At 65.6% G+C, this 13,844-nt stretch carries 12 protein-coding genes; 4 read left to right on the plus strand and 8 right to left on the minus strand.

All coding sequences use genetic code 11. From position 1 onward, the window contains the following. Position 1: 1 nt before the first annotated feature. The 4 genes from modB to mepA form a co-directional block, all read right to left on the minus strand. Positions 2 to 697, minus strand: a complete 696-nt coding sequence (modB, locus tag BMW89_RS12955; protein ID WP_092026819.1) for a molybdate ABC transporter permease subunit — start codon at positions 695 to 697, stop codon at positions 2 to 4. A gap of 6 nt (positions 698 to 703) precedes the next feature. Next, a complete protein-coding gene (modA, locus tag BMW89_RS12960; protein WP_092026822.1) occupies positions 704 to 1,489 on the minus strand; it encodes a molybdate ABC transporter substrate-binding protein in 786 nt (261 codons plus the stop codon). 183 nt (positions 1,490 to 1,672) lie between these two features. Beyond that, positions 1,673 to 2,176, minus strand: coding sequence for a hypothetical protein (locus BMW89_RS12965; RefSeq protein WP_177196015.1), 504 nt, complete (start codon positions 2,174 to 2,176; stop codon positions 1,673 to 1,675). A 320-nt stretch (positions 2,177 to 2,496) separates the two neighbouring features. Beyond that, a complete protein-coding gene (mepA, locus tag BMW89_RS12970) occupies positions 2,497 to 3,441 on the minus strand; it encodes a penicillin-insensitive murein endopeptidase (RefSeq protein WP_092027296.1) in 945 nt (314 codons plus the stop codon). A 514-nt stretch (positions 3,442 to 3,955) separates the two neighbouring features. On the opposite strand from mepA, the gene BMW89_RS12975 reads away from it, so the two are divergent. Continuing rightward, positions 3,956 to 6,118 (plus strand): EAL domain-containing protein, encoded by a 2,163-nt coding sequence (locus BMW89_RS12975; RefSeq protein ID WP_092026825.1) that lies wholly within the window; start codon positions 3,956 to 3,958, stop codon positions 6,116 to 6,118. A gap of 206 nt (positions 6,119 to 6,324) precedes the next feature. On the opposite strand, the gene BMW89_RS12980 is transcribed toward BMW89_RS12975, so the two are convergent. Both BMW89_RS12980 and BMW89_RS12985 read right to left on the minus strand, forming a co-directional pair. Then, positions 6,325 to 8,289 (minus strand): methyl-accepting chemotaxis protein, encoded by a 1,965-nt coding sequence (locus BMW89_RS12980; protein WP_092027299.1) that lies wholly within the window; start codon positions 8,287 to 8,289, stop codon positions 6,325 to 6,327. 206 nt (positions 8,290 to 8,495) lie between these two features. Beyond that, positions 8,496 to 9,650: an acyl-CoA dehydrogenase family protein gene (locus tag BMW89_RS12985; RefSeq protein WP_177196016.1), complete on the minus strand. Its 1,155-nt coding sequence runs from the start codon at positions 9,648 to 9,650 to the stop codon at positions 8,496 to 8,498. 273 nt (positions 9,651 to 9,923) lie between these two features. Here BMW89_RS12985 and BMW89_RS12990 point away from each other — a divergent pair, with 273 nt between their 5' ends. Beyond that, positions 9,924 to 11,552, plus strand: coding sequence for an amidase family protein (locus tag BMW89_RS12990; RefSeq protein ID WP_092026829.1), 1,629 nt, complete (start codon positions 9,924 to 9,926; stop codon positions 11,550 to 11,552). Positions 11,553 to 11,588: 36 nt separating this feature from the next. On the opposite strand, the gene BMW89_RS12995 is transcribed toward BMW89_RS12990, so the two are convergent. Both BMW89_RS12995 and BMW89_RS13000 read right to left on the minus strand, forming a co-directional pair. Then, positions 11,589 to 11,858 (minus strand): hypothetical protein, encoded by a 270-nt coding sequence (locus BMW89_RS12995; RefSeq protein ID WP_092026831.1) that lies wholly within the window; start codon positions 11,856 to 11,858, stop codon positions 11,589 to 11,591. A gap of 13 nt (positions 11,859 to 11,871) precedes the next feature. After that, positions 11,872 to 12,081, minus strand: a complete 210-nt coding sequence (locus BMW89_RS13000; RefSeq protein WP_143062754.1) for a hypothetical protein — start codon at positions 12,079 to 12,081, stop codon at positions 11,872 to 11,874. A gap of 158 nt (positions 12,082 to 12,239) precedes the next feature. Between BMW89_RS13000 and BMW89_RS13005 the strand changes: the two genes are divergently transcribed. Beyond that, positions 12,240 to 12,929, plus strand: a complete 690-nt coding sequence (locus BMW89_RS13005; protein ID WP_092026834.1) for an aspartate/glutamate racemase family protein — start codon at positions 12,240 to 12,242, stop codon at positions 12,927 to 12,929. A 163-nt stretch (positions 12,930 to 13,092) separates the two neighbouring features. Next, positions 13,093 to 13,836, plus strand: a complete 744-nt coding sequence (locus BMW89_RS13010; RefSeq protein ID WP_092026835.1) for a hypothetical protein — start codon at positions 13,093 to 13,095, stop codon at positions 13,834 to 13,836. Positions 13,837 to 13,844 lie beyond the last annotated feature (8 nt).

Below are 13,844 nucleotides of genomic sequence, written 5' to 3' on the forward strand. Positions count from 1 at the left end.
GTCAGTTCCCGTGCAGGCGTTGCGTGGCGCGGCGAGCGAACCATTCCGCGGCGATGAGGGCACCTATCGCGAGCACGATCGAGACGATCACGAGCCGCCCCGCAGCGCTGTCACCGTCAGGCGTCTGGATTAGCGAATAGATCGCGGAGGAGATCGTCTGGGTCTCGCCGGGAATGTTGGAAACGAACGTGATGGTGGCGCCGAACTCGCCGATCGCCTTGGCAAAACCAAGCACCATGCCGGCGAGCACGCCGGGCAGCGCCAGCGGCAGTGTCACCGTGAAGAACACTTTCCAAGGGGCCGCGCCGAGCGTCTCGGCGGCCTGTTCCAGCCGCCGGTCGATCGCCTCGATCGACAGCCGCATCGGGCGCACCAGCAGCGGAAACGACATGATGCCACAGGCGAGCGCCGCACCGGTCCAGCGGAACGCGAAGACGATGCCGAGATGATCGGCGAGGAAAGCACCGACGAGGCCGCGGCGGCCAAAGGTGAGAAGCAGCAGATAGCCGGTGACGACCGGCGGCAAGACCAGCGGCAGATGCACCACGGCGTCGAGGAGTGATTTGCCCCAAAAATCCTTGCGGGCGAGCAGCCACGCCAGCGCAATGCCGAACGGCGTTGCGACCAGCGTGGCGATGACGGCGACCCTGAGCGAGAGCAGGATCGCCGTCCATTCGGCGGGAGAGATGTCGAGCACGAAAGATCAGGTGGTGGGGCTGATCAGGAACTTGAAGCCATATTTTTCCAAAATGGTCTTGGCCGCCGACGTGCGCAGGAAGGCGAGATAGTCGTTGGTCTCGGGCTTCGCGGTCGTTGTCGCTGCGACTGGATAGATGATCGCGGGATGCGAATCCGCCGGGAAGGTGCCGACGATCTTGACGCCGGGCTCGACCTTGGCGTCGGTCGAATAGACGATGCCGAGATTGGCTTCGCCGCGCGCCACCAGCGTCAGCGCGGCGCGCACGCTCTCGGCCATCGCGAATTTCGGCTCCGCGGCAGTCCAGGCGCCCAGCTTTTCCAGCGCCGCCTTGGCGTATTTGCCGACCGGCACGGACTTGACGTCGCCGGTCGCGATCTTGCCGTCACCGGCGAGCTTGGCGAGATCGAAACCCTGCGCGATGGTGACGTTGTCGATCTTGGAATCCTTCGGCGCGATCAGCACGATGCTGTTGCCGAGCAGGTTGACGCGGGTCGGCTCGTTGATGGTCTTCTTGGAGATCGCGTAGTCCATCCAGTCGGTGTCGGCGGAGACGAACACGTCGGCCGGCGCGCCCTGCTCGATCTGCTTGGCGAGCACCGAGCTCGCGGCATAGCTGACGCTGAACTTGACGCCGGTCTTGGCGGTGTAGGCGGCGTCGATCTCGTCGAGCGCGTTCTTCATCGACGCCGCGGCGAACACGGTGATGGTCTTTTCCTCGGCGGCGGCAGGCGAGAGGCTCGCGCCCGCGAGGATCACGAAGGCGGTGAAAAGTCCGGCGATACGAATCATGGAATGCGCTCCGTGCGAGCTCGCGCGCACAAATGCACGCGCAAATCTGGCGTTGGGTTAAGTCAATTCGCGACGGGCGGAAGCGCTGTTCCACGGGTCCTTGCGGCGGCTTACGGCCGGCAGGGATATCGCATCTCACGAAGATAGCAGGCCAGCGCCTCAGGTCAAAGGCGACGGTTTGGCCTATTGCGCCGGCAGGATCGCAATCGAGAGCGAATTGTCCTTGGCGCCGCTGATCTGGACCACGAAAGGCTGGGCCGACAGCTCGTATTTCATGGTCTTGCGGATGCCGTCGCAATCGGTGGCGCCGCTGAAGGCCACGGGCTTGAGGAAATGCCCGTCCTGGACCACGTCGACCCAGGCCCCGGAGGACAGGCTGACCGTGTACAGCCCGGCCTTCGCTGTCTTGATGCCAGTGAAGCCGGCAAAGGTGCCGTCCTTCGGCGCCCGCTCCGGCGGCGTCGGCAGCTTTGCCTCGGTCGGGGCGACCAGGCCCAGTGTGATCGCTGTTGACGGCAACGCAGCCTGCTCGCTGCCCGACGCGAGCTTGGCACGATCCGGCGCGGTCAGCGCAGCGCGCTCGCGCTCGATCGGCCATTTGAACTTGTCGCAGCCGCTGGGTTCCTCGGCAGCGAGAGCAGAGGTCGAGCCGAGCGAAAGCATGGCGAGGAAGGCGAGGATGCGCATGTCAAATCTCATCGTTGGCCACGCGACGGACGCGGGGCTTGCGGTCAGGCTTTTCGAGCAACGGGATGCGCATCCCGGAATGCCGCGGGCTTACGGCTGAGCGGCAAGGGTGATCCTAGCCCATTCACGCGGTGCGGACCAACCAACGAGTTTGTCATCCCGGGGCGCGCGCAGCGCGAGCCCGGGATCCATAGCCACAGGAAGGCGTGTGGCGAAGATTCGGAGTGACCAGCTCCTGCTACAACCACTCCCTGTGGCTATGGGTCCCGGGCTCGCTTCGCGCCCCGGGACGACAGCGGAGGGTGAGGCTCCAGCGTACCCTACGGCTTCGCATCGCCCGCGTGCAGCACCACTTTGCAAGCCGCCGGCATCTGCGCCAGCGTCATCGGCGGCCTCGGTTTCGGCGGCTCGGGCGGCGGCTTCGGGTGCAGCACGCCGTCGCTGAACCAATAGGCGAGATCGGCAGGCTTGCAGCCTTCGTCCTCGGATTGCGACGGCTGGCCCTCGCATTCGCTCGAGCCCGCCGGGCAGCGCATGCGGATGTGGAAGTGATAGTCGTGGCCCCACCACGGCCGGATTTTTGACAGCCAGGAGCGGTCGCCCTTGGCCTCGCGGCACAGCGCCTTCTTGATCGCGGCATTGACGAAGATGCGCTGCACCGCCGGCTCCTGCGCCGCGTCGCGCAGCACCAGCACATGGCTCGGCGTGAACACCTTTGGGTCGATGTCGAGCCGGTCCTGCCGCACCATCATCACCGCCGACATGTCCTCGCGCTCCTCGCGGGAGAGGCGATGATCCGGCATCGGCGTCAGCCAGATATCGGCATCGAGCCCGACCTGGTGGCTGGCATGGCCCGACAGCGCCGGCCCGCCGCGCGGCTGGCCGATGTCGCCAACCAGGATGCCGGGCCAGCCCGCATCCTTGTGCGCCTTGGCCGCGAGCCGCTTGATCAGCGCGATCATGTCGGGGTGACCGAAATTGCGGTTACGCGACAGCCGCATCACCTGCCAATTGTCGCCGTTGAGCGGCATCTGCATGGCGCCGCCGATGCAACCCTTCACATAGGAGCCGATGACATGCGCCGGCCCCGTCGAGGGAAGCAGTTTTCGCGCGAACAGCTCCCTGGCGCCGATCGTGGGATCATTGGGGTTGGCGAGCGCTGGCAGCGGCTTCGGGTTCACGCTGCCCTTGTCCTGCGCCAGCGCGTCGCCGGCGGCCAGGAGCGTCATGACGAGCAGGAGAGGGGCGATGCGGCGGGGACTCATGCTGACATCCTTATAGCCCAACACCGCGTCAGGGTTAAGAATTAGCATCCCGCGCGAGGGGGCGCGCAATACGACGATCCGCATCTCCAACTAACTTGTCCAAAAGTCGTAGATTTTACCGGGGATCGGCCGCGTCCTTAACAGCGCGATAACCCTATCCTGCATTGACCAAAATACGTGCGCGGCGTGGGGGATATCCGCGGCCCGCATGCAATCGCGCGCGATCCAGTAAATGATTCAAGCGAGCGCGCAATTTTGCGCCATCGCGCCCTCTCCGTTGCGACGGTGGAACAGGTTTGCTGCGCCCGCCGGGGTTCTTGCGCCTCGCAAACAGGCACAAATGCCTGACACACGAGGACCGCGGCGTCGGCCGTCGCGCGGCCCGACCGGCGAAGATTACTTTTTTTTCAGACACTTGCCCCAAGACTTGTCTCAAGACTTGCGGCCGCTGGGCGCGATTGGACATGTGAAGTTGAGTTTGGGGTCTCGAAAACCAGGAAAGCGAAAGCAAAGCGTGCTTGCCGGCCGCCGGCCGCGCAAACCGCGATTCGCGCGCGCGCCGCATCCGCCCGTTGACCACCACGAGCTCGTGCAGCGCCGCGCCGAAGCTGAAGCGGCCATCACCGAGGCGCGCAAATCGCATGAGCGGCTGCGCCAGGCTGTCGATTTGCTGCCGCAGGGCATCGTGATCCTCGACCCCGAAGGCCGCTACGTCCTCTGGAACAAGCAATATTCGGAAATCTACAGCAAGACCGCCGATCTGTTCGCCGAAGGCGCGCGCCTCGAAGACACGCTGCGCGTCGGCGTTGCCCGCGGCGATTATCCGGAAGCCGCCGGCCACGAGGACGAATGGATCGCCGAGCGGCTGAAGAAGCTGCACGAACCCGGCAAGCGCCACGAGCAGACGCTGTCGGACGGCCGCGTCATCCTGATCGAGGAGCGCCGCACCGATGACGGCGGGGTCGTTGGCCTCCGCGTCGACATCACCGAATTGAAGCAGCGCGAGGCCTCGTTCCGCCTGCTGTTCGACGGCAATCCCGTCCCCATGATCGTCTGCGCGCTGGACGACGAGCGCATCCTCGGCGTCAACGATGCCGCAATCGCCCATTACGGCTACAGCCGCGCCGAGTTCGAGAAGCTGAAGATCCGCAGCCTTCAGGCCTTCGACAGCGAGCCGCCCTGGACCACCGATCGCTCCAGCGAAGAGCAGGCCGCGCGCACCTGGAAGCACGTCAAGGCCGACGGCGCGCTGATTGATCTCGCGATCTACTCCCGCGAACTAACCTATGCCGAGCGGCCTGCGGTGCTGCTCGCGCTGATGGACATCACCGAGCGCAAGCGCGCCGAGGCGCGGTTGGCCTTCATGGCCCAGCATGACGGATTGACCGGCCTGCCGAACCGCAATCTGCTGCGCCAGCAGGTCGACGAGATGTTGCTGCACGGCCGGCGCAGCTCCGACAAGGTCGCGCTGCTGATGCTGGGGCTGGACAATTTCAAGGCCGTCAACGACACGCTGGGACACGCCGTCGGCGACAAGCTCCTGCGTGGCGTTGCCAAGCGATTGCGCTCGACCTTGCGCGAGGACGACGCGCTGGCACGGCTCAACTCCGACGAGTTTGCAATCGTACAGAGTGGCCTGACGCGTCCCGAGGACGCGGTGCTGCTGGCAAAACGCTTGCTGGAGGCCATCGCCGATCCCTATCTGCTTGACGGCCATTCCGTGGTGATCAGGGCCTCCATCGGCATTGCGATGGCGCCCGGCGACGGCGATGAGTCCGAAAAACTGCTCAAGAGCGCCGACATGGCGCTGTCGCGCGCCAAGCTGGATGCGCGCGGCACTTTTGCGTTTTTCGAGGCGGCGCTCGATGCCAAAGCGCAGAGCCGCCGCAAGATCGAGGTCGAGCTGCGCGACGCGATCCAGAACGACGTGCTGCGGCCCTATTACCAGCCGCTGGTCGACCTCCAGAGCGGCCGTATCACCGGCTTCGAGGCGCTGGTGCGCTGGCCGCATGCCGAGCGCGGCATGGTCTCGCCGGCCGAGTTCATTCCGGTCGCGGAAGAGACCGGGCTGATCAATGCGCTCGGCGGCTTGATGCTGCGTCGCGCATGCCTCGACGCCGCGACATGGCCGGATGACGTCCGCGTCGCCGTCAATCTGTCGCCGCTCCAGTTCCGCACTGGCAATCTGCTCTCGGTGGTGACCGATGCGCTAAAACATTCCGGCCTGCCGCCGCGGCGGCTGGAGCTCGAGATCACCGAGACGCTGCTCTTGGAGAAGAGCGCGCAAGTGCTGGCGACGCTGCATGCGCTGCGCGCGCTCGGCGTGCGCATCTCGATGGACGATTTCGGCACCGGCTATTCCAGCCTCAGCTATTTGCGCAGCTTCCCGTTCGACAAGATCAAGATCGACCAGTCCTTCGTGCGCGATCTCGGCGCCAACCGCGAAGCCCAGGCGATCATCCGCTCCATCGTCAGCCTCGGCAAAGGTCTTGGCGTCACCATCACCGCCGAGGGCGTCGAGACCGAGGCCGAGCTGAGCTGTCTCCGCACTGAGGGCTGCGACGAAGGCCAGGGCTTTCTGTTCAGCAAGGCCCGCCCGAATGCGGAGATCATCAGCCTGCTGACGGCGCAACGCGGGATCGATGGGGACGAAGAAGACGCCGCGCTGGTTGCGTGAGGTTCTTACCTCGCCCCGCTTGCGGGGAGAGGTCGGAATACGCGCGTAGCGCGGATTCCGGGTGAGGGGGTACAGGTCCCTCGACGACCAACCATGCGGAGAGAGGCCCCTCACCCCAACCCTCTCAGCGCAAGCGAAGCTTGTCGCGGCCCCGTAAGAACGGGGCGAGGGAGCGCAGCACCGTCGCAACTGATATCTCGCGACCGCTAAGCCGCCCGCAGCCCCGCCAAAAACGTATCGACACTCTTCATCAGCGCAGACGCGTGCTGCCCGAGCTCGCCCGACGCCACCATCACATTGCCCGCCAGCGCGCGTGACTGGTCCGCGGACTGGCTGGCGCCGGCGACATTGGCCGAGACGTCGGTGGTGCCGGCGGAGGCCTGCTGCACGCTGCGGGCAATCTCGCGCGTCGCCGAGCCCTGCTCTTCGACCGCGGCGGCAATCGTGGTGGTAATGCCGCTGATCTCGCGGATGGTGTCGCTGATCCCGGAGATCGCGGTGACGCAATTGCCGGTGGCGGCCTGGATCGCCGAGACCTGGCTCGCAATCTCGTCGGTGGCCTTCGCGGTCTGGCTGGCCAGCCCCTTCACTTCGGCTGCAACCACCGCAAAGCCGCGGCCGGCTTCGCCCGCGCGCGCCGCCTCGATCGTGGCGTTGAGCGCCAGCAGATTGGTCTGGCTCGCGATCTCGCTGATCAGCCGCAGCACGTCGCCGATGCGCTCGGCGGAGGCCGCAAGGCTCGTGACCATCTCGGTCGTCTCGGCGGCCTTCACGACGGCATTGCTGGCAACCTGGCTGGAATGGGTGACCTGACGGCCGATCTCGCTGACCGATGAGGCCAGCTCCTCGGTCGCCGCTGCAACCGCATTGACGCTGGTCGAAGCTTCCTCCGATGCCGTCGCCGCGGCGGATGCGCGCTGCGAGGTGCCGTTGACGCTCGTGGTGATCTCGCCGGCGACGCTCTGCATGCCTTCGGTCGCCCTGGCGACGGCCGAGACCACGCCCTTGACGTCGGCCTCGAAGCGGTCGGCCATCTGGCGCTGCATCGCCTGCTTCTCGATCTCGCTCTTGGCCTTGTCGGCCTCCTGCGCTTCGCGTAGCGCGCCCGTCTCGAGCATGCCCTGGCGGAACATTTCCACCGCCTTGGCCATGGTGCCGAGTTCGTCCGGCCGTTCGCTGCCGGGAATGGTGACGCTGGTGTCGCCGCTCGACAGCCGATTCATGATGGCGGTGATCGCGATCAGCGGCCGTGACAGGCCGCGTCCGAGCAGGAACGCCAGCAGGATGGCAATTGCGAGGATCGCGACCGTGCCGAGGATCAGATTGCGCTCCGCGGCGGAGAAAGCGGCCTCGTACTCCGTCGTGTCCTTGATGATTTCGAGCACACCGACCGGGGCGCCAGCATAGTTCTTGATCGGCCCGGCATAGACCGCGACCGGATGACCATCGAGCTCGGCCTCGCGCAGCAGCGGCGTGCCGTCGACCGCGGCCTTCAACTCGTCGGGCTTGGCGACCGCGTTCTCGCCGAAGGTCGAGGACAGCTTGTTCAAATTCTTGCCGTCCACCGAATAGACGGCGAGATCGATGCCAAACCGCTTCTTGGCGCGGTCGACGAACTCCTTGCCGAAGGCGGCGCCTATGTCGACATTGGCGAGATTCTTGCCGTCGCGCACGATCGGCGTCAGGCCGAAGATGCCGAGCGCCTCGCGGCCCGGCTCGACGCCGACGATCTGGCGGCCGGTCTTGAGCGCCTCGACCACGGTGGCGCGGCGGCTGGAGACGTCGTCGCCGAAGGTCTTTGGCGTGTGGACGCGATAGAACGAGATTGCCGGCGGAAGCTGGAAGGTGATCAGCGGGATGCCCATCGCCTTCAGCGCCTTGTTGGCATCGCCGAGCAGGACGCCGAGCGCGTCACGGTCGCCCCTGATGATGGCATCGCCGACCGGCGGCAGCGCCGCGATCACGGCGGAGACTGCCAGAGCCGAACGTCCCTCATAGTCGATCGCCGCGACCACGCTTTCATATTGCAGCTTGAGCTGTTGATCGAGCGCGAGCCGGGTCAGCGCCCGCTGCTGGGTGATCGAGAAGCCGGAGAGGATGGCGCAGGCCACCGCGACGGTGAGCGCGATGGCGAGAATCAGGCGGGCGGCAATCGACTTGAGCTTGAACATCGAAAAATTCCCGGGCATTTCCACGTATTGCATTTCCAAATCTTGCTTTTGTGGAAAGGTCCCAGAAATTGCTTAACAACAGCCCGGTGCGCCTCCGTGTTTCAACGGAATCGTTGTCATCCTTTTGCATGACTCAATGCCGTCAGCGCATGCGGATGAGCCGTTCGTCGTAAGAAGAGACAAAGCGCCGCAGCTTTGCTCGCCGACTAGCGGTTTTCGGCGAGGATCATCCTACCGACGTCCTCGTAATGCGTGTCGCGCGCCTGGATTTGCTGGGCGATGGCGTGCATGTCGCGGAACCGGCGCTCGAACGGATGCTTTCGGAACACCGCGGTCGCCCCGGCCATGTGATAGGCGGTGTCGACCACTTTTGCGGATTGATGAATGGTCCAGGTCGCCGCCAGCCTGACCGCGCTGCGATGCGCCGCGCTGAACGTGCCTGTTACGGAGAGATCGCGCCACATCGCCTTCGCTGTCGCATAGAGATAGGCGCGCGCGGCGCGCAAATCGCCCTCGGTGCGGCCGATCAGGCCCTGAACCGCCTGGTTGTCGCGCATGGCGCTGGCGGCGAGCGACTGATGTTTTGCGCGCGACAAGGCGATGGCAGCATCCAGGGTCGCCCGCGCGACGCCGAGCGAGACCGCGGCAAAGCCGAGGCTGAAGGTCGAGCCGGTACCGATCCTGTAGAGCGGACCCTTCTCAACCAGCGCATGCGGTACATCGCGGAACGCCGTGAAGCGCTCGGGGATGAAGAGGTCGGCGACCTCGTACGAATCCGTGCCGGTGCCGGCGAGCCCGATCGCCTGCCACACATCGTGCATCACAGCGCTCGCGACCGGAAACAGGATGGTGCGCACCTCCGCCGATCCGTCGGCATTTTTGCGCGGCGTCCCGTCACTGCCAACGATGCGCACATGCGCCCCGAGCCAGCTCGCCTGCCGCGAGCCCGAGGCAAAGTCCCAGCGCGCCGTGACACGATAGCCGTCCTCGACTGCGCGCGCCTCATGCGCGATCGCGCCCCAGGCGAGGATGCCGGGCGCGGCGTTGAAGATCTCCAGCGCGGTGTCGTGGTCGAGGGACGCGGCGATCATGGCGCAGACGCTGCATTGGCCGAGACACCAGGCCGTAGAGGCATCCGCCTTGGCGATCTCCTCCAGCATCTGCATGAAGTGGTCCGGCGCGGCCTCGGTGCCGCCAAGGCTCTGCGGCAGCAGCGCGCGATAAAGTCCGTGCTCGATCAGCGCGGTCACGACCACAGGCGTCAGCCGTCGTGTCCGCTCGATCTCGTCCGCCTCGCGCGCAATCAGCGGCGCGATGGCGCGAGCCCGCTCGACCAGGCCAAGTTCGGGAGTTGCGTTCATGCGCGTTTCCTCGCCCATTCTTGGTGTGAGCGGTAAGAGGCACGATGGTCGTCTATTTGGCGGAGAGGATCAAGATCACATCCCGGCGCATGGCCCGCAGGCCACGATCGCTCCATGATGATCGTGCGTTCGTCACCATCATAGCTGTCGCGCAGGCCATTTGAATCTGAGTTGGGCGTAGAAAGTTTCAGCGGTGCAATCAACTTGTCGTGCCATCGGCCTTAATGCTACCGTTTGTAGCGCATTCGCAGCAAGCCGTCCAAGAGGCACGTCATGACGAAGCCACCCCGCCGCGCCGCAGCTGCAGTCCGCGCCGAGGCGCAGGCCGGGCTGAAGCTCGAGGACGCGCCCATGAGCGACATCCTCGATGCGCTGGCGAACGGGCAGGTCACGGCCACGGCGCTGACCGAGGCTTATCTCGCGCGCATCGAGGCCTATGACCGCAGCGGGCCCATGCTCAATTCCGTGCGCGCGCTCAATCCCGACGCGCTCACGATCGCGGCCAAGCTCGACGGCACCAAACCGTCGGCCAAGCGACCGCTGGCCGGCGTCCCCATTCTGCTGAAGGACAACATCGCCACCGGCGACAAGCAGCCGACCACGGCGGGCTCGCTGGCGCTGGAGGGCGCGCATGCGAGGCGCGATGCCACAATCGTCAAGCTGCTGCGGAACGCCGGCGCGATAATCCTCGGCAAGGCGAACCTGACGGAGTTCGCCAACATCCTCGCGATCGAGATGCCCTCGGGCTATTCGTCGCTGGGCGGTCAGGTGAAGAACCCCTATGCGCCGGTGCTGATGGACGATCGGGGCATTCCGGTCGTGAGTCCCGGGGGCTCGAGCTCGGGGTCGGCGGTCGCCGTAGCAGCCGGTCTGTGCGCGGCCTCGGTCGGCACCGAGACCTCAGGCTCGCTGCTGTTCCCCGCCAGCCAGAATGGCCTCGTCACCGTCAAGCCGACCGTCGGGCTGATCAGTCGCGCCGGCATCGTGCCGATCGCGCATAGCCAGGACACCGCGGGACCGATGACGCGCACTGTGCGCGACGCGGCGCTGCTCCTCAACGTGCTGGCGGCGAGCGACCCGCGCGATCCCGCCACGGAGCGGCAGAAGCGGCCGGCCGATTACACCGCCGGCCTCACACAGGATGCGATGAAGGGCGCGCGCATCGGCGTGCCGAGCGACCCTGCAGATACCCTGAACGATCCCTATTACGGCAAGCTGCCGGCGGCATCGGCGAGGATGATGGCCGACGCCATCAAGGTGCTGGAGGATCTCGGCGCTGTCATTGTGCGCGCCAGCATGCCGACAGCCGGCTGGATGGCCGGACCGGGCACGACCATGGCTGTGTTCAACCGCAATCCGCTGAGTCCCAACAAAGGCAATCCGATGATGCAGTGGATCGTCTTCCTCTACGAGCTGAAGCACGATCTCAACCTCTATCTGAAGCATTGGGCGACCGGCACCGACATCAAGACCATCGCCGACATCGTCGCCTTCAACGAAGCGAACGCGGAGATGGCGCTGCGTTTCGGCCAGGACCTGTTCCTCGCCGCCAATGCGAGCAGGGGCGATTTGAGCGAGCGCGAATACAAATCGGCCCGCGCCATGGACCTGCTCGCCGCCAAAACGCGCGGCATGGACGCCTATATGAACCGGCACAAGCTCGACGCCGTGCTGTTCCCCGGCAGCGGAGGTTGCGTGATATCAGCCAAGGCGGGCTATCCCAGCGTCATGGTGCCCGGCGGCTTCGTCTCGGGAGCCGGCGACAAGGAAACGCCCGACTATCCGCTCGGCGTCACCTTCGCCGGCCGTGCCTGGAGCGAGCACAAGCTGTTGCGACTGGCCTACGCCTATGAGCAGGCGTCGGGAATGCGCAAGCCGCCGCGGGATTTGCCGGCGCTCTAGATTTCAAAATTCTCAACCGATGCTATCGGCGGATACTCAGCCGTTCGGCGGCCACCACCCGAAGATCGCGATGGCGAGGCACGCCGCCAGACACAGGGCCTGGTGGCCCATTTCCATCCAGTACCTGATAGGCGCCGTGTCCCGCTGAAAGACCTGCCGCGACCGGTCCAGCAGCCAGACCACGAGATCGGGACTGAAAGCCCTGATCTCCCGTTCGGCATAGCCATCCCGCAGCATGCGGATGCAATCGACGCATAGATAGATCGCGACGATGCGCGCGACGATTTCGCAAAAGAAAAACCGCATGTAATGACGCCGCTCAGGCCGGCGCCTTCCGGCCGATCAGGCCGAACAGGATCATGACGAGGCTGATGCCGCCGACGGCGCCGGAAACCTCTCCGACCGTCCGCATCACAGTGGCGGGATCATTGGACCACGGCGTCGTGTCCCGCATCGACAGGAAGAACAGGACGGCCAGCACCAGCAGCACCGTGCCGACCGCGATCAATCGCCAGTTTCGCTCTCGCATGACGGACGTTCCCGTATTGCCCATGGATGGGCGAAGCCGCTCACCAGGCAAGGGGATAGTGTCGCCGAACTCGGATCGGGTTCAATCGGAACGGCAGACATGGCCAGCTCTGACCTCTTCGTCTACGATCCGACCGAGTTGTTTGTGGAGCCGCCGGAATGCGAACGATTGGTCTGATTGGGGGCATGAGCTGGGAGAGCACTGCGCTCTACTACAAGCTCATCAACGAGCGCGTCCGCGACCGCATGGGCAAGCTGCATTCGGCGCCGCTGCTGATGTATTCCTACGATTTTCAGGCGATCAAGGAGATGCAATATGCCGACCGCTGGGACGAGGCGGCGGCCAGCCTCGCGGAAATCGCACGGCGTCTCGAAAGCGCCGGCGCGCGCGCGATCGTGCTCTGCACCAACACGATGCACAAGCTGGCGCCCGAGATCATGTCGAATGTGACCATTCCCTTCATTCACGTCGGCGACGCAACGGCAGAGCGCATCCGCTCCAGAGGCTACCGGCGGGTCGGGCTGCTCGGCACCAAGTTCACGATGGAGGAAGATTTTTACATCGACCGGCTGCGCGCGCATGATCTCGACGTCCTGGTTCCTCCCGCAGACGCCCGGGCCGACGTCAACCGCATCATCTACGATGAACTTTGCCTCGGCAGCGTCACCGCTCCCTCGCGCCGCCGCTATCAGGAGGTGATGGCCGCGCTCGTCGCCGCGGGCGCGGAGTGCATCATCCTCGGCTGCACCGAGATCACGATGCTGGTCGGTCGAGACGATACTTCGGTCGAGACGTTCGACACGACCGCCATTCACGCGGAGACGGCGGCCGATTTCGCGATTGGATGATCGCGGTCCCGGTGGGGGCTGGAGGGCGTCCGCGAGTTCACCGCAACACCGGACCTCATCCTGAGGGCCCGCCGCAGGTCCGCGAACCTCGACGGCGTCGGCTGCGACTAACAACCGCCATCGTCACGAACGGCGCGGCGTATCGCGCCGGTTGAGGTTGCCCATGCCGATCGTCAGAATCCTCCTGGTCCTCCTCGCACTCGCTTCACCGGCGCTTGCACAGGATGGCGCGCATGATGCGGCCGCCGCGCGCGAGGCCGCGCAGGCTTTCCGGATCTATGTGGAAGGCGTGACCAAAAAGGGCGGGCGGCCCGACCTGACCCGGCCGGAGATCGCAGCCCTGCTCGGCCGCGTGTTCGATCTCGACGCCCTGGCGGCGTTGCCGCCCGCGCAGGCGAGCGACATGGACTGGCTGATGGACTGGACCGACGCCGCCAACGCGACCCACAAGCTGTTCATCCTTTACGGTGCGAAGCCGCCGCAGCCCGATCTTGTCGCGCTCCAGCGCAACATGACCGAGTACGGCGACCAGTACGCGGTGGCGATCAGCTTCATGATCCGCGGCATGGCGCGCGAGGCGGTTGCGGGCCAGTTGTTCTGGGCGGGCCTTGCGCCGGAGCAGCGCACCCGCATCCGCGAGGAGGGACTTGCCGGCTTCCGCCGCAACGCCGCGCAATATATCCTCGGCATTGTCTGCGCGGCGATCCAGGGCGCCACCAAGCCCGAGAACGCCCGCCTCGTCGCCGCCGCCATCCGCGACACAAGCGAGGTCTGGGCAAGCTTCCTGCTGCCGCAGGACCGGGCGCGCGTGATCGAGCAGCTCGCCGACCTCCCCCATTGGGCGCCAGATGAGATGGCGCGAGCCGATCTCGCCGCGTTCACGGCTGCGCTGCGGACGGTGAATTGATTTTGCGA

The organism is Bradyrhizobium sp. OK095 (assembly GCF_900109945.1).
In the GTDB taxonomy this organism is placed as follows: Bacteria; Pseudomonadota; Alphaproteobacteria; order Rhizobiales; family Xanthobacteraceae; genus Bradyrhizobium.

Coding starts and splice junctions, on each gene's coding strand:
- modA (WP_092026822.1), bottom strand. CDS start 1,489: ATGATTCGTATCGCCGGACTTTTCACCGCCTTCGTGATCCTCGCGGGC.
- BMW89_RS12965 (WP_177196015.1), bottom strand. CDS start 2,176: ATGCGCATCCTCGCCTTCCTCGCCATGCTTTCGCTCGGCTCGACCTCT.
- mepA (WP_092027296.1), bottom strand. CDS start 3,441: ATGAGTCCCCGCCGCATCGCCCCTCTCCTGCTCGTCATGACGCTCCTG.
- BMW89_RS12980 (WP_092027299.1), bottom strand. CDS start 8,289: ATGTTCAAGCTCAAGTCGATTGCCGCCCGCCTGATTCTCGCCATCGCG.
- BMW89_RS12985 (WP_177196016.1), bottom strand. CDS start 9,650: ATGAACGCAACTCCCGAACTTGGCCTGGTCGAGCGGGCTCGCGCCATC.
- BMW89_RS12990 (WP_092026829.1), top strand. CDS start 9,924: ATGACGAAGCCACCCCGCCGCGCCGCAGCTGCAGTCCGCGCCGAGGCG.
- BMW89_RS12995 (WP_092026831.1), bottom strand. CDS start 11,858: ATGCGGTTTTTCTTTTGCGAAATCGTCGCGCGCATCGTCGCGATCTAT.
- BMW89_RS13000 (WP_143062754.1), bottom strand. CDS start 12,081: ATGCGAGAGCGAAACTGGCGATTGATCGCGGTCGGCACGGTGCTGCTG.
- BMW89_RS13005 (WP_092026834.1), top strand. CDS start 12,240: ATGCGAACGATTGGTCTGATTGGGGGCATGAGCTGGGAGAGCACTGCG.
- BMW89_RS13010 (WP_092026835.1), top strand. CDS start 13,093: ATGCCGATCGTCAGAATCCTCCTGGTCCTCCTCGCACTCGCTTCACCG.